The 19,133-nt window shown below is 44.6% G+C and carries 21 protein-coding genes; 11 read left to right on the top strand and 10 right to left on the bottom strand.

Annotated features, from left to right (window positions below):
- Positions 1–33: 33 nt before the first annotated feature.
- The 6 genes from C9I92_RS01220 (at position 34) to C9I92_RS01245 (ending at position 4,846) form a co-directional block, all read left to right on the top strand.
- Positions 34–858: a DUF2303 family protein gene (locus tag C9I92_RS01220; protein WP_248827383.1), complete on the top strand. Its 825-nt coding sequence runs from the start codon at positions 34–36 to the stop codon at positions 856–858.
- Between the two features lie 44 nt (positions 859–902).
- On the top strand, positions 903–1,112 hold the full coding sequence (locus C9I92_RS01225) for a hypothetical protein (RefSeq protein WP_047885588.1): 210 nt from the start codon (positions 903–905) through the stop codon (positions 1,110–1,112).
- Between the two features lie 9 nt (positions 1,113–1,121).
- Entirely contained in the window at positions 1,122–1,730 is a 609-nt protein-coding gene (locus tag C9I92_RS01230) for a 3'-5' exonuclease (protein WP_047885589.1), read from the top strand.
- Positions 1,731–1,817: 87 nt separating this feature from the next.
- Complete coding sequence (locus C9I92_RS01235) at positions 1,818–2,003, top strand: hypothetical protein (protein ID WP_084712572.1); 186 nt, start codon at positions 1,818–1,820, stop codon at positions 2,001–2,003.
- Entirely contained in the window at positions 1,982–3,208 is a 1,227-nt protein-coding gene (locus C9I92_RS01240; protein WP_047885590.1) for a site-specific integrase, read from the top strand. Before C9I92_RS01235 ends, C9I92_RS01240 begins: the two co-directional genes overlap by 22 nt.
- 258 nt (positions 3,209–3,466) lie before the next feature.
- Positions 3,467–4,846, top strand: coding sequence for a hypothetical protein (locus C9I92_RS01245; RefSeq protein WP_047885591.1), 1,380 nt, complete (start codon positions 3,467–3,469; stop codon positions 4,844–4,846).
- Positions 4,847–5,495: 649 nt separating this feature from the next.
- On the opposite strand, the gene C9I92_RS01250 is transcribed toward C9I92_RS01245, so the two are convergent.
- The 4 genes from C9I92_RS01250 to C9I92_RS01265 all read right to left on the bottom strand — a co-directional run bounded on the left by C9I92_RS01250 (position 5,496) and on the right by C9I92_RS01265 (position 10,272).
- Positions 5,496–7,193 carry a hypothetical protein gene (locus tag C9I92_RS01250; RefSeq protein WP_047885592.1) on the bottom strand — a complete coding sequence of 566 codons (1,698 nt, stop codon included), beginning with the start codon at positions 7,191–7,193 and terminating at the stop codon, positions 5,496–5,498.
- A gap of 51 nt (positions 7,194–7,244) precedes the next feature.
- On the bottom strand, positions 7,245–8,321 hold the full coding sequence (locus C9I92_RS01255; RefSeq protein WP_047885593.1) for a DUF4297 domain-containing protein: 1,077 nt from the start codon (positions 8,319–8,321) through the stop codon (positions 7,245–7,247).
- Between the two features lie 287 nt (positions 8,322–8,608).
- Complete coding sequence (locus C9I92_RS01260) at positions 8,609–9,868, bottom strand: Y-family DNA polymerase (RefSeq protein WP_047885594.1); 1,260 nt, start codon at positions 9,866–9,868, stop codon at positions 8,609–8,611.
- Complete coding sequence (locus tag C9I92_RS01265) at positions 9,868–10,272, bottom strand: LexA family protein (RefSeq protein WP_047885595.1); 405 nt, start codon at positions 10,270–10,272, stop codon at positions 9,868–9,870. Before C9I92_RS01265 ends, C9I92_RS01260 begins: the two co-directional genes overlap by 1 nt.
- A 106-nt stretch (positions 10,273–10,378) precedes the next feature.
- On the opposite strand from C9I92_RS01265, the gene C9I92_RS01270 reads away from it, so the two are divergent.
- The gene (locus tag C9I92_RS01270; RefSeq protein WP_047885596.1) at positions 10,379–10,921 is read left to right on the top strand and encodes an SOS response-associated peptidase; all 543 of its coding nucleotides are present in this window, start codon (positions 10,379–10,381) and stop codon (positions 10,919–10,921) included.
- 100 nt (positions 10,922–11,021) lie between these two features.
- Here C9I92_RS01270 and C9I92_RS01275 read toward each other — a convergent pair whose 3' ends face one another.
- The 3 genes from C9I92_RS01275 to C9I92_RS01285 all read right to left on the bottom strand — a co-directional run bounded on the left by C9I92_RS01275 (position 11,022) and on the right by C9I92_RS01285 (position 12,235).
- Complete coding sequence (locus C9I92_RS01275; protein ID WP_047885597.1) at positions 11,022–11,207, bottom strand: hypothetical protein; 186 nt, start codon at positions 11,205–11,207, stop codon at positions 11,022–11,024.
- A 386-nt stretch (positions 11,208–11,593) separates the two neighbouring features.
- A complete protein-coding gene (locus C9I92_RS01280) occupies positions 11,594–11,797 on the bottom strand; it encodes a hypothetical protein (protein WP_047885598.1) in 204 nt (67 codons plus the stop codon).
- A gap of 225 nt (positions 11,798–12,022) precedes the next feature.
- Positions 12,023–12,235, bottom strand: coding sequence for a cold-shock protein (locus tag C9I92_RS01285; protein ID WP_047885599.1), 213 nt, complete (start codon positions 12,233–12,235; stop codon positions 12,023–12,025).
- A 737-nt stretch (positions 12,236–12,972) separates the two neighbouring features.
- Here C9I92_RS01285 and cspE point away from each other — a divergent pair.
- On the top strand, positions 12,973–13,185 hold the full coding sequence (gene cspE, locus C9I92_RS01290; RefSeq protein WP_047885600.1) for a transcription antiterminator/RNA stability regulator CspE: 213 nt from the start codon (positions 12,973–12,975) through the stop codon (positions 13,183–13,185).
- Positions 13,186–13,588: 403 nt separating this feature from the next.
- Positions 13,589–13,735 (top strand): adenosine deaminase, encoded by a 147-nt coding sequence (locus tag C9I92_RS01300; protein WP_107193796.1) that lies wholly within the window; start codon positions 13,589–13,591, stop codon positions 13,733–13,735.
- 279 nt (positions 13,736–14,014) lie between these two features.
- On the opposite strand, the gene C9I92_RS01305 is transcribed toward C9I92_RS01300, so the two are convergent.
- The 3 genes from C9I92_RS01305 to C9I92_RS01315 all read right to left on the bottom strand — a co-directional run bounded on the left by C9I92_RS01305 (position 14,015) and on the right by C9I92_RS01315 (position 17,108).
- Positions 14,015–14,473, bottom strand: coding sequence for a MamS/MamX family magnetosome protein (locus C9I92_RS01305; protein ID WP_047885601.1), 459 nt, complete (start codon positions 14,471–14,473; stop codon positions 14,015–14,017).
- A 317-nt stretch (positions 14,474–14,790) separates the two neighbouring features.
- Positions 14,791–15,822, bottom strand: a complete 1,032-nt coding sequence (gene tdh, locus C9I92_RS01310) for an L-threonine 3-dehydrogenase (protein ID WP_047885602.1) — start codon at positions 15,820–15,822, stop codon at positions 14,791–14,793.
- Positions 15,823–15,911: 89 nt separating this feature from the next.
- Positions 15,912–17,108: a glycine C-acetyltransferase gene (locus C9I92_RS01315; RefSeq protein ID WP_047885603.1), complete on the bottom strand. Its 1,197-nt coding sequence runs from the start codon at positions 17,106–17,108 to the stop codon at positions 15,912–15,914.
- Positions 17,109–17,321: 213 nt separating this feature from the next.
- Between C9I92_RS01315 and C9I92_RS01320 the strand changes: the two genes are divergently transcribed.
- Positions 17,322–18,245, top strand: coding sequence for a LysR family transcriptional regulator (locus tag C9I92_RS01320; protein WP_047885604.1), 924 nt, complete (start codon positions 17,322–17,324; stop codon positions 18,243–18,245).
- 374 nt (positions 18,246–18,619) lie between these two features.
- Positions 18,620–19,069: a DUF4174 domain-containing protein gene (locus C9I92_RS01325; RefSeq protein ID WP_047885605.1), complete on the top strand. Its 450-nt coding sequence runs from the start codon at positions 18,620–18,622 to the stop codon at positions 19,067–19,069.
- Positions 19,070–19,133 lie beyond the last annotated feature (64 nt).

Consider the following 19,133-nt stretch of genomic DNA (forward strand, 5'->3'; position numbering starts at 1 on the left):
ACCACCCTATTCAATAACTGAAAGAGAGTAATCATGAGCATGGACAAATCTGCTATTCAACAAATTCAGGAAACCGGCAGCGCTAAAGAGTTTCTGGCCCAGCTGGCCGTTGCAGGGTTTCCTGTTGCGGCGCTACCTGCAAACTTCGAACTGCACAATCTAGAAAGCTACATGCCTAACCGCAACACTTTCCGCGGCCTGATGAAAACGGCCAACATTGATGAATTTGTTCGCTACCACGAAGAATATCAGACAGAAGGAAACCAGTGTTTTATTAACGCCGACAACATGTCAGCGCTAACCATCTTTGACTTGGGCACTCACAATGTTCCCGGCCACTGCAAACACCAAGCGCAACTCACCTTACGCAAAACAGCGCTGTTTCGTGCCCTGCTGAACGTGAATGAAGAGCGCCTCGGACAAAAGCAGCTGGCCGAGTGGATCGAAGATTACAGCACGGCTATTCAAGTGTTTTCGACTACTGGTGATGTCATTGATAACGCGATCGCGTCTGCTGCCGTTCGTAACATGAAGTTCGAAGCAAGAGCTGGCCGTGAATCAAGTGTTGATGATTTCAGCCAACACCAATCAGAGTACGAGTCGGTTGCTGTTCGTACCAAAGAAGAATTCCCAATGCCAGCCGTGTTCAAGTTCACCTGCGAACCGTATCTGGGGCTTGATGAGCGCGTGTTTGAACTACGCATGAGCACCATCGGTAACGATACGCTGGTTCTGCGCATCAAGAAATTAGAGCAGCATCAGGAAGAAATGGGGGAAGAGTTCCAAGAGAAACTTCAAGCCAAGTTCCTGTCTGAAAGCATCGAAATCGACACCTTTATCGGTTCGTTCACTTCATAACGGGATAACGCGCCCTTTCATTAGGGCGCTTCTTGCGAGGAAACATGGCTACAACATTTCAAACGAAACACGGGGTAATTACGGTCGGCAAGCCGTATTACCTCTTCCCTCTGGGACAGGTGGTTGATCTGAAGCTGATACGGCATGAAAACCAAGAAAATGGATGGGGAGTCAGCAAGCCCTACCCGGTTTCAACTGAACTCACTTCCGATCTTCTTAACGACTTTGCCGATCAAGCCAGCAAACTACTGTAAGGGACTACCATGCATTACGAAAACGTCACTATCGACATCGAATCCACTGACACAGCAAACACCTCGAAGATTCTCAGCATTGGCGTGGTTCCCTTCAACTGGGGAGAGAACGTCAGCTTTGATGAGCTGTGCAACCGGGAAAGCAGCCTGTATTTGACTCTCGATTTATCCAGCTTTCCAGCCGGTTTCACCGAATCCGCCAGTACGATGAAATGGTGGGAACGCCAAGGTGAAGCGGCGCGGCATGTGCTGGCACCCAGCCCGACAGACATCAGCATTAAAGATGCTTTGTTGAAGCTGCACATCCACCTTTGTGCTCACGTGCTTCCCCTGACTAAAGACGGCGGACAAGTGTTTTGCCGTGGCTACGACTTTGACGGGGGCATTCTGGAGTATGCCTATGAGCAGCTTGAGTTACTGACTCCCTGGACCTACAACCGTTTCCGCTGTGTTCGTACAGCCATTGATATTCTGGCTGACTCACGTAACGGCTATGTGGTTGAAAAGAATCCTGCCGGTTTCATTAAGCACCACGCGTTGCATGATGCGGCCAAAGACACCTTAACCATGCTGGCGCTGAATAAGGCACACCGAGCATCAAGCAATACCGCGCATTGAGTCGGTACGTTTAAAAAGTCAACCACCAGTTCCGCCCGTTACTGGTGGTTACCTTCAACACCATAACCAGATATATAGGTCACATACATGAGTAGATCTCAAATCGCGATTGTTACGCTGAAGAAGGCTTCTGAAGAAATTGGCCTGAGCACCAAAACATTGCGAGAAAAAGCTCGTGACGGGTTCTATCCATCCACTGTCATGAGAAAGATTCACGGCACCTGGATGGTAGATATTGAGGAATGGAACCGATGGCACCGAATGCAAGCTTGAACAACCTACCGCCAGGTATTGAAGTTCATGGTAATCACTTGCGTATAGTTTTTTATCACAAAGGCAAGCGATTCAGAGAAACACTCGGTTTACCGCCTACGAAACAAAACATCAACTTCGCCATGCGCAAGCGCGAGGCCATTCTTTATGAAATGAAAATCGGTACCTTTAACTATGCGGCACACTTTCCGGAATCTAAACATGCGTCGGGCAAGCCGAAGGCATTAGACTTGGGTCATCTCGCAAAACGGTTTCTTGAGTCCAAATCGCACGATATTCGCCGTTCGACTCACCAGCGGTATGAGTGGGTGCTGCGTGACTTTCTGGAACTCTACGGTGCAAACCGAAGCTGCGACACACTATCGCCCAGATCACTCACGCAATTTCGGCAGGAGCTGGTTAAAGGGAAAAGTGGCAGGACGATTAACCGTAACCTGGTCACCATCAATGCCTTTCTGGCCTGGCTACACAAAATGGAATACGTCGAGCGCGACCTTTCTGAGGTGCTCACCCGAGTTAAAGAGAACGAGGTAGACATACAGCCTTTCTCGGTCGACGAAATTACCAAGGCACTGGCTGAATGCCACCAGCTACAGCATCGGAATATGATCACGCTACTGGTTTACACCGGCATACGCAGCGGCGAGTTATGTGCCCTCGCCTGGGAAGATGTGGACTTTGAAAACAACACCATTCACATCCGGCGATCAACCTATGACAGACGTGGCCTCAAAACCACCAAGACCGACAAAGAGCGTTTTGTTGATTTACTGCCACCAGCCATTGAGGCGCTGAAAGCACAACGCCACTTAACGTATTTGTTTCCGGCCAAAGATTACGATGTTGAGTTGCCCGGCCAAGCGTATCGCCAAGAGAAGCTCCGTTTCGTCTTCAACCCAAAGGCCGTTAGAGAGCAAAAATGCAGCGACTACGACTATTACGGGAAACGCGCGCTAGGCAAAGTTTGGGAAACCCTTTGCCAAAAGGCCGGCATTCCACACCGGAATCAGTACCAGTTGCGGCACACCTACGCCAGTTGGATGATCACCCACGCAAACGTCAATGTCAGTTACCTGGCGCAGCAAATGGGCCACGCCGACATCACCATGGTCGCCAAGGTCTATGGGAAATGGTTAACGGAATCGAACAAGAAAGAGTCCGATCGGGTGTGGGGAGAGTTGCAGAAGGTTCAGAAGAAGAAGTAAACCGCCGGAGGGCGGTTTGCTGTTATCGTAACTAACAAATGTACACAAGCCTGTTAGGCTGATGCTGGTAATCACAGCTTCCAATAAAATGAAATTGGGCAAAATGTAGTAAAAGGCTTTAGCTAAAGGGGATCGATTAAATCGATGGATTTCCAAAGAGAACCTTGATGGTCATCACACAAAGTGGCCAATTATCAATTACATGGGTTGTATTCAGGTATAAAATATCGGGCAAATAGGCATTTCCTGAGATTAGATATGACAACAAGATCAATACCTAGAGTTTGTGACCGTCATTTAATAGATGTTTTCGCATATCAAGTGCTAAGAGACGGAAAATTAGAGGGAACTCCCAAGGAGGTAGATGAAGTTCAAGTTTACATTCTAGGTGGAGAAATCTGTATTGAAAAAGCAAGTTTCGACGATGAGGGTCTTATTAAAGATTCGACTATCACGGCACTTTATAAATTGGACTCTGAAGCAATCAATCGCATCCGCATTTTTTACAGGTTGAAAGGTAGTACTCCAATACAGAACAAACGTACGTATATCGACTACATACGATCAACTAACAGTTTTGTTGACCAGTTAACTGCCGACGCTTCAGTTCCTAAAGAAAACACTATTTTCTTTGCTGCCCTACTAACAGCACTATCGGTGGGAGTGACTGGCAAAGAGCACCACAAGTCACTTCAACCTGAATTGTTCTCTGCACACCACGAAATGCTCAGTCGCTTAGAAAGCGTTAGTACTCACTTGTTCGAAGACGCGCATAAACAAATGAGGAAATTGGAGACCGAAAAGAGCACATTCTTATTAACCCAAGCAACAGAATTTGAGGAGAAACGCCAGCAACTGGTAGTTGAATTTGAAGAACGTCAGGCACGTCTTGAGGAGCAGTATTTCCAAAAAGATCAAGAGTTGAAGGAACGAGAACACGCTATTGAAGATGCGGACAATACAACAGCTCGTAGACAAACAACTGTTTCAGCGATTACTGATGTAGCAGAAAGAGCTAAAAAATTTACATTTTCAACATCTGTCAACTCAAGAATGGTTTTCATTGTGGGTCTCTGTTTGTTTTTAGCTAGCCTTGGTCTGACTTCTACTTGGCAAGCTCTAACAGTAATTTCCTCGACTTCTTTCAGTGCTGGAACAGATCCCAATATCGTGAAAGCAGAGGCAGTTACCAATTCTGGATACATGTGGTTTAACTACATTCGTGTATTCTTATCATCAGCTCTAGTCGTATCGTCCTTAGTCTACCTCATCCGCTTTTTCAGTTCTTGGATGAATAAGGTCGCAAATCAGGAACTAGACAACCAGAAATACGTGCGTGATCTAAATCGAGCACACGTTGCAATTGAAATGTGTCTAGAATGGAACGACAAGAAAGACGGCACAATTCCAGAACGTTTGCTCAGTGCTGTGACTGAAGGGTTATTCGTAGATAAGACTCAATCTAACGTTGACATTAATCATCCAGCAGAGCAGCTAGCTAGTGCATTGATTAGAACCTCAGATAAATTGGAGTTTCCGCTAGGCACAGGAACTGTTACTACAAGCGGGAAAAATATAAATAAGGCTAAGGCGGACACACAAAAGGCTAGACCTGAATCGGAAGTTACTGCAGAGTAATAGCAAAATCAGAGGCTTCGGAGTATTTTCGGACGCCTCTCTTTGTTCCTAACTGAATCCCATTTATATAACCAAATTTTCCGTCTTTATAATTAAAACACTTAACGTTGATAATTATAAAAAACGCTATACTCCCTTTAACTATTGGTGGTTTCTGGACTCAGGCTGTAACTTTCTGACTTTATTACAATAAGTTAAAACGAGAAGAAATCGACACCGTTAATAATATTTTGATATTTAAGTATTTATTAAATTAACAACATTTAAAAGCAACAGAGCCATCAAAAAATCCTTACAAGATTTACCATAAATATAAAGAGAGCAAATTTTCACTAACGAATGTGGCGGCCGAACTTAAACTTGACACTATCGCAGTTGAGCATCCACTTCCCAGACAGGGTCGATCAATATGTGGATCTATGACTTACGCTGACACAGAACTATGAACACCCTCCGCTGCATGAATACTTCAAGGCTACTTTCAAGTGGCCTTGTTTGTTAATGCATTAATAGAACCATTATTATTTTAGTCCTTGCTTTCGATAAATATATAACGCCAAACGCACAATGGGGCAGAACCGATTTAGAGCAACCTATCAGATCTAGTCACATTGGGGAAACGAAACTGACAGATTGCATTCAGACTAATTCACGTTAGAAGAGCGACCTCCGCAGAATACACTTCATAATTCTCTTCTCGCAACAATCGGTAACCATCTAACTCTATAACATGAGCTTCAGATGCAAACACATCTAATGCAGAGTTCTCCATACCACACATAATTATTTGAGAAGTTTTAGGAACATTCTCCATAATGACTTCAACTACTTTCTCATACCTGTGCACAGCCTGTTCTTGCTGGTTAGGAGTATCTACTACAAAAGGAGAGGTTACACTGTTCCGAGCAAACTCAATTTGTCTTAGGATCGCTAGTTGGTATGCAAGCAATCCTCGAGTTCCCTCTGCTGCCCCTCCCCCCATCAGCTTGGTATAATCTGTTGGATGTTTAACTTTGCTTAAATTCAGCCCCTCAGCTCCAAGAACCTTGATGTTCTCTATCAGGTTCCCAATGAAAAATTCTCCCAACTCCTCTCTAGTAGCCTTCGGCAATAATTTTCTCTGTTCTTTCTTAAGCTCTTTTTGACTATGTTCAGCATTCGTTGAAATAAGTTGCTGTTCTTCCTTAGAGCGAACCACACTTTTAGATACATTATTTTGAGCAATACAACTCAAAACACTCGAGAAAGCAGCATCTTCAGCTTTTTCCTCATCCTCTGAAACTATGTATTTCTTGTTTATTCTTGCTATTTCTTCCTTAACTCTTCCGAGGTCAGAGTTAATAACACTTAGCTGACTCTTCTTACACAAAATCTCATTATCAATTAACTGTGCCCGGTCAGACACCTCATTTTTATCTGCAAGCAGTACCGCTCTGCTAGCTAGTGAATTATCGTGGTTAGTTCCACACAATGGACATTCAAGTACATCATCTGCAATAAACTCTACCGCGAAAGCATAGTCCTCTTCCAGTTCATTTGCAGATTTCACAGCTAGCTCTAATTGCTTTTCCAGATCATATAGTTCAGTTTGAATATCTGCTTGAGATTCAAACAATCTCACTTGTTCCACAACAAACTGACTCAGCTCTTCTTGGATTTCTTGCTGAATAATATCGAATTGTTCTTCACTAACCGCGACTGTGGTATCTGTTGAAACCTCTTCTAAGACCTCAATGGCAGAGTCTATTCTTTGAACCTGCTTATTGGCTTCATTTATAATTTTTTTCTGCTCACAAATACACTCTTCTATCTCGAAATGCTCAGGACCTATGTAGCCCGAGTGATACTTAACGACGGTAGGCTTCCAATTACGATACTGGCCTAGCTTTTCAAATGACGCCCACGGCTCACCCCAGCTCTTCAACTGATCAATGTAGAACGGTAGGAAATAAAAAGCCGGTGGTGGTACTTGCAATTCAGTTTCATCATCACGATTAGGAAGCTTCAGCTTAAAACCAACTAGGTTTGCAAATGCTTCAGAGTAACCACCACTGAGACTGTTATACCTTACTCCATCAAGTACAATAGTATTCTGGTAACGTGCTACGTAGTGATCATCTCCGTCAATACTGAAGTAAAGTAACGCTTTGACATCATTAGATTTCCACTCTTCGTCCAACGCTGGATCACAACCTAATGCCCAAAAGATGTTTTTTACTAAAGTTGACTTACCAATACTATTATCTTTTCCTGTAATTAGATTCAATCTTTCGGGAAATTCGAACTGATTCGCAAGTCTTTTCGAATCTGATACCAGAACTAACCGTTGGAATTGCAAGCCTTTCATTTTTCCTTTTCCTCAAGTTTCTAATTAGTAATTTATAGTTTTGGTTCATGATTAGTCCTTTAGATAAAGATAAAGTACTTCTGTCATAATCTCATCGTCATCATTAAAAGCATCCACTGGAAAATCAGCTTTGATCTTTAATACTTGAGCAGAAAATCCATCCTTTAATGAGCTATATTGTTCAGGGTCTATGGATTCGATGCAATCCTCTATTCTTTTCATCCGGTTAATTTCAAACGCAGTCAGCATCCCCGTTCTCTGAAGTAATAACTTTTCTATTCTTCTCCGATAGCCTTTGAAAGTAAGAAAGGTCCAACCTAGGTCACCTTTTAAACTACTTAAATCGCTGATCATCCGCTCCGTAGAAAAGTGCTTAGTGTTCACTGCTATAACCTCTTTGACTTTATATGACGTCAGAGACTTCTCATCGACTAATCTCTCCCAATCTTGGAAATCATATTTCACACATCCTTTCCTATGGATCTCATCAATGATAGCTCTATAAATGGAGACAGCGTTACACATGCCTTTGGGGAATAGTGAATCAATAAGATCTGCAAATTTAGTAATTACATACTCTCTTTGGTTCTCTAGTTGAATCGTAGGAATAATAAACTTCAGGTTGTTAGGAATTTGGTTCTCTCCTAACTCAGACGTTATTTTTTTTGTAAGTTCTGTCGTACAAGCTTCAGATAAGTCACCCACGGTTATAACATCAAGCTTAAGCTCGTTATCTTTCTGATCGAGGCTAAAGCCATTAGAGGCAACTAAGCCTATTTCAGTTATCCTGTCAGTATACTGAGTACCAACGCATGAACTAAGAAGCTTTCCTAATACTGAGTTCTTTTCTCCCTCTTTTGCTACTGAACGTTTTGTTAAGCTTTGTACTGTATATCGAGCGCCAGTCTTATTTTTCACTTGATAGAAATCAAACTGCGCTTTTTGGCCATCCATGGAATCCGCTATAACTACGTCTTCGTGATACTCAATAAGCAACGCATAGTCTTGTTGTTTTTGATGCTTTTGCAGAATTTTGCACAGAGCCCAATGAAACTGGAACTCGTACTTTGCAAAAGTCTCTGCCCCTGAAGTTTCTCTTTGGGGTTCATTTAGAATGTTGTCGACCATGTGACCCAACCATAACAAAACGATTTCTTACAGAAATTTGACGTAAATGCATGCTATCACACATGAAACCATGGACATTACTTACTGTTTGATTTTGAGTAACTTGATCAAACTTTTACCTCTAAACTCATGCTCCGGTTGGGTGAAACCATATGGGACAGAACTAACCTAAGCCAACCTGTCAGATCTATACACACCGAGGAAATGGAACTGACAGGTTTCAATAGATGACCTGCCCTACCATTAACTTGGAAATGTTCATAAACTGACTGTGAGCTATCAATACCCTAGCCGCACTTGATAACCGGTAGATCCCGCCACTTGGTGGTGTACTGCGGGGAGAGAAATTCACGGCGCATTGCCCATTTGGGGCTGATACCCTGTGCGGCCATGAAGACAGAGTCGGAGCCAAACTTTCCATTAATGCTGTCGAAAGCTTTCATCAGTGTTGGGTTTGATGGGGAGGTGTTGAACAAGTCTTGCTGGGCGTGGCGGGCATCTTCCAGATCAATTAACCCGACACCCACTTTGTAGTAGCGCACACCTGAAATAAAGAGTGATTTGGCAGCTTGGGATGCGATTTGTGTAAATTGTCGGGTGTCATCTGTCGCGCAAGCAAACCGGTGCTGGAAACGTCTGCTCACTGGCGCTTCATCGTATGGCGAGTTCCCCGCAAAAATGAGTATATGGCGGCACAATGATTGTTGTCGTCGAGCCTTGGCGGCTGCAATGCCCGCATGTTTGCACAGCGCCTGTTCAAGCTCCGTTAGGGAGGTAATGCGCTGCCCCATACTGCGGGTAGAGAAGATCTGTTTCTTGTCTGCTCTGGCTTCATCCCAAACTTTACAGGGCTGGCCGTTGAGCTCTCGAACTGTCCGCTCCAGTTCAACATTAAACTGCTTTCTTGCTAAGCCAGGAGGCATATCGGCCAGCTGCAACGCGGTTTCAATCCCCACCAGCGATAACCGCCTGGCAATGCGCCCACCTATCCCCCATATGTCTCGGGTCGTCATCTGCGCCAGTACTGAACGCCATGCCCTGCTCTCATCGAAAACACAAACGCCCTGGTAACCGGGAATTTTCTTTGCCGCATGGTTAGCCACCTTGGCCAGCGTCAGCGTTGGTGCTATTCCGACACAGACAGGCAACCGACATTCTTTCCATACCGTTCGCCTTAGCAAAGCTGCATGCTCTGCAAAATCAGGGATAGCTTTACTGCAGCGCTTAAAGGAAAGAAAGGATTCATCAATGGAGTAAATATGTTGCTCAGGGGCAAAGCGGCCGATCACTTCCATCATTTTGGCGGACAAGTCACCATAGAGTTCGTAGTTTGATGAGCAGACAATCACGCCTTTGGCTTTGCACAGTCCCTTCACTTCAAAGTACGGCTTGAATTTTTCAATGCCGGCTTCTCGCGCCTGCCGGTTTGCGGCCACGATACAACCGTCATTATTACTCAGCACAATGATCGGCCTTCCACGCCAGTCTGGCCGGTAGACCTGCTCGGCAGAGCAATAGAAACTATTAGCATCAACCAAGGCAAACATCAGGCCTCCAATAACCGGCTGGCCCGGTGGCAGCGTATTGAACGAACCACGACGCCTTCGACTGAGAACTGATCATCGCCACTTATCCAGAGCGGCGGATACCCAGAGGCGGCTGAGAGTAATCGCCTCTGGCGAATATCGATGATCTTACAGACGAATTCACCATTGTAATTAGCGACGATGACATCGTGGTCTGACACCGAGACATGACGATCTACAATCAGGATATCGCCATCGAATATCCCGACCCCTTCCATCGAGCGACCCTGAGCTCGTCCGATAAAAGTGGCACTGGGATGTTCAACCAGGAGTTCATCCAGGCTGAGTGGTAACTGAAGGTAATCGGCTGCCGGGCTCTCAAAACCTGTGATACCGGCACTTGCACAAATTGGGATGACGTTCATACCGCAACAATACTGTCTATATATACAGTATTATTTTCAACGTTACCGGAGTGTTTTGCAAGCGCTCTGTCACTTCAATAGATCAACAGATGAGAAGGTAAGCATTATGTGTGGACGATTCAGTATCGACAGCTGGCTGGCAAAAATGGTGAGGGACGAAATGGAGTGCGAGTATTCTCCGCAGGAAAACATGGACTTGAGGCCGACCAATGAGGTCACGGTGCTGATCCACCAGCAGGCATGCTACCAACCACTGTTGACGCATTGGGGTATTCAGCCAGGCTGGGCAACCCATATGATCATCAATGCCCAGTCGGAAACGGCGGCTCAGAAGAAAACCTTTCGTGATGCGATGGCGAACCATCGGTGTCTGGTGCCGTGCTCGGGATGGTATGAATGGCGAGATGAAGGCAATCCTAGAAAACAAAAGTACCGGTTCGCTCACGCGGAGCAGCAGCCACTGTATATGGCTGGCATTTGGTTTCCTGCAGACGAACCGAAATTGGTGTTGCTAACGGCAGAGGCAGATGATCAATGCCTTCCTTACCATCATCGCATGCCATTGCTGGTTGGGCGTGCTCAGGCGAATGAGTGGTTATCTGGGCAGGCTCCCAGGGCATCGGTACCGCTAGCAATTACGCCATGCTGAGGATTTTGCATTCCCAGCCGAATAGATGCCAACCAATTACTAGATGTATAGCAACAGTGGTTTACTGGACAATCAGTTCATGCTGTGTACTTTATCGGCTTTAGTATCGGCCCATCCCGTGGAACATCCCGCCAAAAACAGCCATCAATAGAGCAAAAATAATGCTCAAAATTATAACGGCCGGAATTGATGCAATAGCGAGTTTAACTAAGAAAATAACCATAGACGTAAATGGCATTTTTACATCTACAACAGTAACTTCTTGTTTATCATTTTCTGCGGACATACGTATTTCCTTGTTATCCAACGTAAGCAGCATGCTTACTTTAATGAGTAGTGTCGTTCCGTAAAATAGCCATTACTTTCATTTCATGGGTTAAAAAGTAACTTCAGATACTCAAAATAAGTAAACCGCCATACAGGCGGTTTATACAGTATGCATTGGGTTTCGAGCCAGGTTTGAGCTCACATTTTTGGAATGGAACTGAACCTTATTCGTACAACCATGCTACCAAACGCACTTTGCGGCGCAGATAGTTCAGCACAGGTGTACTCAGGAATGGAAAGATAGCCTGTTGTGAGGAGCATATCCAAATTTTGAGGAATGCAGTACAAAGGTTAATCATGCCTTACATCACGGTAAATCCATGATTGTTAATTAATGATCTTGAATTATTGATGCTGCTTAAAAAAACGTTCAGCTTTTGCGAAGAGAGAGTCACAGTGTTTTTGATGCTGGCTGTATTCAGCTGTTCCTACCTTCATGGAGTCAAGCATTGCTTTAGCGTTTTGGTATTCTCCAACCATCTGCTCAAATTTTGCTTCATGACCGTTCTTCCACGCCTTCTTCTGATGTTTTTCTCGATTTTTTTTCATTTCGTGTTCCTATGTTGAAATTCATAACTACAACGGAATTTCAGTGTAAAGTATTCATTCTCTTCAAATATATGAACATCAATCAATTAATATATTGATATAAGAATGAAAAAATTGCCAACCGAATAAATATTAGAGTTAGCAAATAAAATTCGACATTAAGAAACGCTCATTCATTTACTGAAAGTAGGGTTTCTATTTATATTGTAATATTCTAGAATCAGGCTAATTGACTAAAACACTTGTAGTCTGCGGACCTTTACCGCCTTGTTCTATATTGAATGTTACTTTTTGACCTACAGAAAGAGTTCTGACACCTTCTGAAGCTATAGAATTAATGTGGACGAATAAATCTGCTCCACCATTGTTTGGAGAGATGAAACCAAAGCCTTTAGTTTCGTTGAACCACTTTACTGAACCTGTTGCTTTATTAGACATAATAACCTCATTAATAGTTAAAAACTGAAACTATTTTATGGAAGATAAAGATTAAGTTGCCTCAGGAGTAGTATAACGAAGTGATTCGAAAGAAAACTAAGAAGATACTTGAACTAAATGTTTCATAAATAGCTCACGTTTAAGAGCTATTTTCACTATACACTGATTACCCTAAATAGATAGAATTTTCTCACTTTATTTTCATAATCAAAATCATTTCGCTATATTATATTACCTTCGCGCATATCATTTCCATTATCGAAGATGAAAGTCACTAAAGGTTTTGACGAAATTTTCCAGATAGAAATACTTCCAATTTATGGGAGCTTTGCTTTTTTCTCATGCTCTATCATATCTAAAAACATAGTTAACAACGCCGCTCAACTTACATGAATATCGGAATTATCTTTCAACACTTCAAAAACCAAATGCCACTTGTTTTATATTAACGCTTTTCGATAACCACAAAAAACCAATAAAATCACAAACTTAACTCGCAACACCTTCAGGAAATAAAAAAGTGTTCAAAAAATCCAAAATAGTACTGTCTATTTTCAATACAACCTGTATAGTGTTCGTAGCTCTTGCAAACGGGCTATTAATAAAAATTTAGTACAAGCTTTTTCCCAGTTTCCTTTCGATACCTTCGTCTAGCTCCTGCGATAGCTTCTCTTCATGGTTTTAAAAAATAGCATTTGCTCGCAGTTTTCAATTTTATTTATATCTCAGAGGTATCTATGTCTACTAAAACAACTGGTTCAGTAAAGTGGTTCAACGAAACTAAAGGCTTCGGCTTCATTACACAAGATAATGGCGGACCTGACGTGTTTGTTCATTTCAGAGCTATTGCATCTGAAGGTTTCAGAACGCTTATTGAAGGCCAAAAAGTCAGCTTCAATGTTGAACAAGGCCAGAAAGGCCCACAAGCAACAAATGTATCATCGATTTAAAAATTTCAGGTGTAATGTGAAAGCATTACACCTATCACCTTTCACAGTTTTCCATCCCCCTAAAATAATCAGGATTTTTATTGTCTCGTAGAACAAGTCGCCAGCGATACTGGTATAAAAAATTATGTGATAAAAACTCACAGTCGACAAATGACAAGCGTAGCTTATGCTTAGCATAGAATTTTATTTAGAAAATGAAAGAATACGCTGGTCAACAAAAATACATCAGTTAAATAGTGACATCTTACGACGTCACATTCTTCCAAGAATTTACTCCAGCCATTATAACCTCCTATTTTCATTTTCTGAAAAAGACAGTCAGGGATGTATTTTATCAGGTACAGGAACGCAACTAGGCACTTTCAAGATTTCCTAAATATAATTTTATGAGTAGCAGGTGCGCATGAAAAAAACTAAAAAAACATTAAAAAATAAAGAAAAAGACAAGACAAAATCAGAAGTGGCTGAGAACAAGAACATCCATAAAACCAGAAGAAAAATCGAAGATATTCTTGATAAACGCGACTTTGACAAGCTATATGAATTTTAGCTGAGTGTTTAAGTTTTAGCGTTGAAAGTGGTTTTGCCCCTCCACTAGTCGCTCGCTAAAAAAACGAATAAAAATCCAAAGCTAATGTCCACCTGACTAAAACTGTGTGCGATGAAGCGCTTTTTCAAACAGCATAAATTGCGTTGTTTCGAAACCATAGAATGCTGTCATCATAAGCTAGAAAAAGCGGTATGAGCAGCTGGCGGCACCGACGTGTCACCAGCGGGTGAGAAGATACATATTCGATTGCAGATACTTCATGGTTTAGCCACAGTTTCGCTACTGCCGCCTCCAGCCACTCCAAACCGGGTAACCTTCCGAATCTCGTAGCACTAAAACATCATTTCCTTTGTGAACTTCGGACGCAATCAGTGCCGGCTCGTCATAAAAGATGATTCGAGACCCTTTGATGACGACTTTGTCCCCAGGCATAATTTTCATATCTTGTTTTTCAAGGTGCCATACTGGACCAAGGTGCACTGATATGTTGCCTTCGCTGGTCTTAACCGTAAGAACTACGCCTTCGTTCATTTGATGCATCATCGTAATCCTATCCACCGATACCACTTCACCAGTGATTTCCGTCATAGTCTTGGTGTCATACATCATTCCATAAGCAGAATGGTGTCCCCACCCTCCACTTCCATGCCATGTCATGCCTTGCTGGGCGAATACAGCACTGGCGTAAGCTATTTGTAGCAACGCCACCAGCAAGATGACTACGGTATTAGATTTCATCCTCAGACTCCTTTGCATCATCACATAGATGAATGACTGGTTGAGATTTTATCAGACACCCCATGGCAGTAGTTTGCTCAATTCGGAACTGTCTAGGGCAGCTTCCCTACAATGTTAGCTGTTTATCTAATTTAATTATGAAGCATGTGCGGCAGAACGAAAAAAGCCCCAAGAATCCTTGGGGCTTTTTTGTAATTAGCTTTGGGGCTAAATTGGGGCTTTTTTTGGGGCTAAATACCGCCCCATCTTCCATTTCACTGTTTATGCATACAGCACAGTAGAAATGAAAAAGCGCCCCTTCCGGAGCGCTCTCAATCTTATTCCCAATCAAGGATGACCTTGCCGGAACGCCCGCTACGCATGGCGTCGAAGCCTTTTTGGAAGTCATCAACCTTGAAGTGGTGAGTGATAATTGGGTTCAGATCCAGACCTGATTGGATCAGGCTTGCCATCTTGTACCAAGTTTCGAACATTTCACGACCGTAGATGCCTTTGATGATCAGACCTTTGAAGATCACCTGGTTCCAGTCGATGCCCATGTCTGACGGTGGAATACCCAGCAGTGCAATCTTACCGCCGTGGTTCATGCTGGTCAGCATGCTGTTGAACGCTGACGGTACGCCTGACATTTCCAGACCCACATCAAAACCTTCTGTCATGCCCAGCTCGGCCATCACATCTTCCAGTTTCTCTTCGGCAACGTTTACAGCTCGGGTTACGCCCATTTTACGCGCCAGATCCAGACGGTATTCGTTCACATCAGTGATCACCACGTGACGGGCACCAACGTGTTTCGCAACCGCAGCCGCCATGATACCAATTGGGCCAGCGCCGGTGATCAGCACATCTTCACCAACCAGGTCAAACGACAGTGCCGTGTGAACCGCGTTACCAAACGGGTCAAAAATCGCAGCCATATCATCAGAGATGTTCGCCGGGATCTTGAAAGCGTTAAACGCAGGAATCACCAGATATTCGGCAAATGCACCTTCACGGTTTACACCTACACCGATAGTGTTACGGCACAGGTGCGTACGGCCACCGCGACAGTTACGGCAGTGACCACAAGTGATGTGCCCTTCACCGGAAACACGGTCACCAATTTCAAAACCACGCACTTCCTGACCGATACCTACAACTTCACCCACGTACTCATGGCCAACAACCATAGGAACCGGGATCGTTTTCTGTGACCATTCGTCCCAGTTGTAGATGTGTACGTCAGTACCGCAGATGGCTGTCTTCTTGATACGAATCAGCAGATCATTGTGACCAAGCTCAGGCTTGTCCACTTCGGTCATCCAAATACCTTCTTCAGGCTTTAGTTTAGAAAGAGCTTTGATTTTCATGTGTTGTTCCTACTGCAGGGTAGAGATCCGGAGGCAGGTTTCACGGCTGCCTCCGGCCCTAGAAATCCATGTTCTGTTATCGCACTGAATCAGCCGATAATCCCCATGTCTTTACCGACTTCGATAAAGGCATCGATAGCTTTATCCAGTTGCTCACGCGAATGCGCGGCAGACATCTGAGTACGAATACGTGCCTGACCTTTTGGTACAACCGGGAATGAGAAGCCGATAACGTAAATACCTTTCGCCAGCGCGCGCTCTGCAAACTCTGCAGCGACTTTAGCGTCGCCCAGCATGATTGGAATAATGGCGTGATCTGCGCCTGCCAGAGTAAAGCCGGCTTCAGTCATACGCGTACGGAAGTGAGCCGCGTTGTCCCATAGCTGATCACGCAGTGAACCGCTTTCTTCCAGCAGATCCAGTACTCGCAGTGAAGCTGAAACAATCGCAGGGGCCACTGAGTTAGAGAACAGGTACGGACGTGAACGCTGACGCAGCCAGTCAATCACTTCTTTTTTACCAGAGGTGTAACCGCCTGATGCACCACCCATCGCTTTGCCCAGGGTACCGGTAATGATGTCGATGCGACCCATAACATCGTGGTACTCATGAGTACCGCGACCGTTTGCGCCCATGAAACCAACAGCGTGAGAATCGTCAACCATGACCAGAGCATCATATTTGTCAGCCAAGTCACAGATAGCAGGCAGGTTAGCAACCACACCGTCCATAGAGAAAACACCGTCAGTCACGATCAGCTTATGGCGTGCACCCGCTTCATTAGCCGCGATCAGTTGCTGCTCCAACTCTGCCATATTGTTGTTCGAGTAGCGGAAACGCATTGCTTTACACAGACGCACACCGTCAATGATAGACGCGTGGTTCAGTGCATCAGAAATAATGGCATCTTCTGCGCCAAGAATGGTCTCGAACAGACCGGCGTTAGCATCAAAACAAGAGGTGTACAGGATTGTATCTTCCATACCCAGGAAGTCAGACAGCTTGCGCTCAAGCTCTTTGTGAGAATCCTGCGTACCGCAGATAAAACGAACGGAAGCCATACCGAAACCGTGCGTGTCCATCCCCTCTTTCGCCGCTTCAATCAGCGCCGGGTGGTTAGCCAGACCCAGGTAGTTGTTCGCACAGAAGTTCAGTACTTCTTCACCGGTGTTGATAGAAACAGCAGCTTTCTGCGCTGAAGTGATGATACGTTCGGATTTGTACAGACCTTCAGCTTTAACGTCTTCGATTTGCTGATTGATTTGGTCATAAAATGCGGCAGACATGATGTTCCTCTCATTATTGGCAAGACACCGCGCAGGCTGCTCCCGCTTGGTGGAAGTAAATAGTATGATTATTTACTTTTGCAATATTTCCATTTTTAGATTAGGTGACATACCTGCAAAAATGCTAATTTCACAGGTTACCTCATGTAACGCCATTCTAATCAAACCCCTTTCAGACTATTATCCCCTCTTCCGGAAAAGGACTCTTGAATTATGGACACAAATACATTAATTGCCCTGATGTCGGAGCTGGCCGTTTTTAAGATAGTGGTTGATGAGGGAAGTTTTACCGCAGCCGCCCGCAAACTCGGCGTCACTCCGTCAGCCCTGAGCAAACAGCTTTCTCGTCTGGAGCATACCCTGTCGACCAAGCTGCTCGAACGCACCACCCGTAAACTGGTTATCACAGAGTCCGGTAAAGGTATTTACAATCAATGCTGTACGCTAATTGAAGCAACTAAGCAGGTGGTTGAGTTCACCAGTTCGGAGCACACAACCCCATCGGGTTCGTTAACCGTCGCAGCGCCGAAAGCGTTTTTGAGCATTGTACTTCAGCCGATGGTGCTGCCGTTTTTAACGAAGTACCCGGACATCGAGCTCAAGCTGAAAGCTCGCGATGGAGAGATTGATCTGATCTCGGAAGGGATTGATGTGGTTTTCCGTCTGACGGAAAAACCGACCGAAGGGCTGGTTTTAAAGCAAATGGGTAAGGTCAGCCTGAGCTTATGTGGCAGCCCTGACTATCTGGCACAACGCGGTACACCCATGCACCCGACAGAGTTACGTCAGCACGACTGCCTGTACCTTGGCGAAACCCCCACCGATCATATTTGGGAGTTTGTTAAAGAAAATGAATCCCACACGGTCGCCGTGACAGGACGCTACGCCGTTAACCACTCCCAGATGCGCCTGCGTGGTGTTATGGACGGACTGGGAATCGGCATCTTTCCGGATTTTGTCATCAAAAAAGCACTGGAAGAAGGCAGCGTGAAACAGGTGCTGGCAGACTGGACAATTAAAGGCAACTATCAAGGTGACATTGCCCTGCAATTTGCGCAAACCAAATTCATGCCGGCTCGCCTGCGGGTGTTTATTGACTATGTGTCAGAACACCTGTCCAAATACACGGTGTCCTAAATTTATACCTCCGCCTCTTCTTGCTTTTGCCATTGGGCACGTTTTCGAACAGCTCACAAAGTGATTCAGAGGGAAGATTAGCGGCGCAGTGTTAACACTGCGCCCTTGCCTATTCAAGCCGGAGTGACTCCGGCTTTTTTACCACCTTGGTGTTCTATACTGAGACACAACACTCAGATTTCTTCGCTGCAGGCGATTTAAGACGATCAACCAACAATTATTTGCGTAAGACACTCAGACCGTTTCTTATCGTTGATCCAATCCGACAGGCGCGTCGTTAGATATTGGCAATGGCACAACGGCCATAACCCGCTTCAGACCGTGATTGACTAAGCCACTCTCCATACTCAGTCAACGGCGGAGGGAGAACGATGATGAAGATTTGTGTTCAATGGCTGATGATCCTCCTTCTCATGGCCGGATCACCGCTACTGCTCGCCTACCCTTACGGATCCATTCACTGGAATCACCGAACCATTCTGTACTTTGCACCTGAAAAAGATCAGCACGTCGACAGCTTCCTCAAAGAATCTCTGATGAATGATTGCCTGCTCAAAGAGCGGGACATCATGGTATTTGTTATGACGAAAGACGGCTTTAACCAACCTGGCGATCTTCTCAGCCCAGAAGAAGTACGCCGCCTGACCCTCAAATACAACATTGATGAAAGCAGCCATACCGCCATTCTGATTGGTAAAGACGGTAAAGAAAAATACCGTTGGCGCGATACCACCAATTGGCAGTATCTGACCCAGCTGATAGACAGCATGCCGCTGCGAAAAGAAGAAATCGCCGCCCAGACCAGCAGCCCCTGCTCCATTTAACTTAAAGATGGGGAGTGGCTTCATCAAAGTATGTCGTTCAAATCGAACCTTATTTTTCTCATCG

The organism is Photobacterium ganghwense (assembly GCF_003025595.1).
GTDB classification, from domain to species: domain Bacteria; phylum Pseudomonadota; class Gammaproteobacteria; order Enterobacterales; family Vibrionaceae; genus Photobacterium; species Photobacterium ganghwense.

Excerpts from the sequence above, each read along its gene's own strand:
- C9I92_RS01220 (WP_248827383.1), top strand. The coding sequence starts at position 34 with ATGAGCATGGACAAATCTGCTATTCAACAAATTCAGGAAACCGGCAGC.
- C9I92_RS01225 (WP_047885588.1), top strand. The coding sequence starts at position 903 with ATGGCTACAACATTTCAAACGAAACACGGGGTAATTACGGTCGGCAAG.
- C9I92_RS01230 (WP_047885589.1), top strand. The coding sequence starts at position 1,122 with ATGCATTACGAAAACGTCACTATCGACATCGAATCCACTGACACAGCA.
- C9I92_RS01235 (WP_084712572.1), top strand. The coding sequence starts at position 1,818 with ATGAGTAGATCTCAAATCGCGATTGTTACGCTGAAGAAGGCTTCTGAA.
- C9I92_RS01240 (WP_047885590.1), top strand. The coding sequence starts at position 1,982 with ATGGCACCGAATGCAAGCTTGAACAACCTACCGCCAGGTATTGAAGTT.
- C9I92_RS01245 (WP_047885591.1), top strand. The coding sequence starts at position 3,467 with ATGACAACAAGATCAATACCTAGAGTTTGTGACCGTCATTTAATAGAT.
- C9I92_RS01250 (WP_047885592.1), bottom strand. The coding sequence starts at position 7,193 with ATGAAAGGCTTGCAATTCCAACGGTTAGTTCTGGTATCAGATTCGAAA.
- C9I92_RS01255 (WP_047885593.1), bottom strand. The coding sequence starts at position 8,321 with ATGGTCGACAACATTCTAAATGAACCCCAAAGAGAAACTTCAGGGGCA.
- C9I92_RS01260 (WP_047885594.1), bottom strand. The coding sequence starts at position 9,868 with ATGTTTGCCTTGGTTGATGCTAATAGTTTCTATTGCTCTGCCGAGCAG.
- C9I92_RS01265 (WP_047885595.1), bottom strand. The coding sequence starts at position 10,272 with ATGAACGTCATCCCAATTTGTGCAAGTGCCGGTATCACAGGTTTTGAG.
- C9I92_RS01270 (WP_047885596.1), top strand. The coding sequence starts at position 10,379 with ATGTGTGGACGATTCAGTATCGACAGCTGGCTGGCAAAAATGGTGAGG.
- C9I92_RS01275 (WP_047885597.1), bottom strand. The coding sequence starts at position 11,207 with ATGTCCGCAGAAAATGATAAACAAGAAGTTACTGTTGTAGATGTAAAA.
- C9I92_RS01280 (WP_047885598.1), bottom strand. The coding sequence starts at position 11,797 with ATGAAAAAAAATCGAGAAAAACATCAGAAGAAGGCGTGGAAGAACGGT.
- C9I92_RS01285 (WP_047885599.1), bottom strand. The coding sequence starts at position 12,235 with ATGTCTAATAAAGCAACAGGTTCAGTAAAGTGGTTCAACGAAACTAAA.
- cspE (WP_047885600.1), top strand. The coding sequence starts at position 12,973 with ATGTCTACTAAAACAACTGGTTCAGTAAAGTGGTTCAACGAAACTAAA.
- C9I92_RS01300 (WP_107193796.1), top strand. The coding sequence starts at position 13,589 with ATGAAAAAAACTAAAAAAACATTAAAAAATAAAGAAAAAGACAAGACA.
- C9I92_RS01305 (WP_047885601.1), bottom strand. The coding sequence starts at position 14,473 with ATGAAATCTAATACCGTAGTCATCTTGCTGGTGGCGTTGCTACAAATA.
- tdh (WP_047885602.1), bottom strand. The coding sequence starts at position 15,822 with ATGAAAATCAAAGCTCTTTCTAAACTAAAGCCTGAAGAAGGTATTTGG.
- C9I92_RS01315 (WP_047885603.1), bottom strand. The coding sequence starts at position 17,108 with ATGTCTGCCGCATTTTATGACCAAATCAATCAGCAAATCGAAGACGTT.
- C9I92_RS01320 (WP_047885604.1), top strand. The coding sequence starts at position 17,322 with ATGGACACAAATACATTAATTGCCCTGATGTCGGAGCTGGCCGTTTTT.
- C9I92_RS01325 (WP_047885605.1), top strand. The coding sequence starts at position 18,620 with ATGAAGATTTGTGTTCAATGGCTGATGATCCTCCTTCTCATGGCCGGA.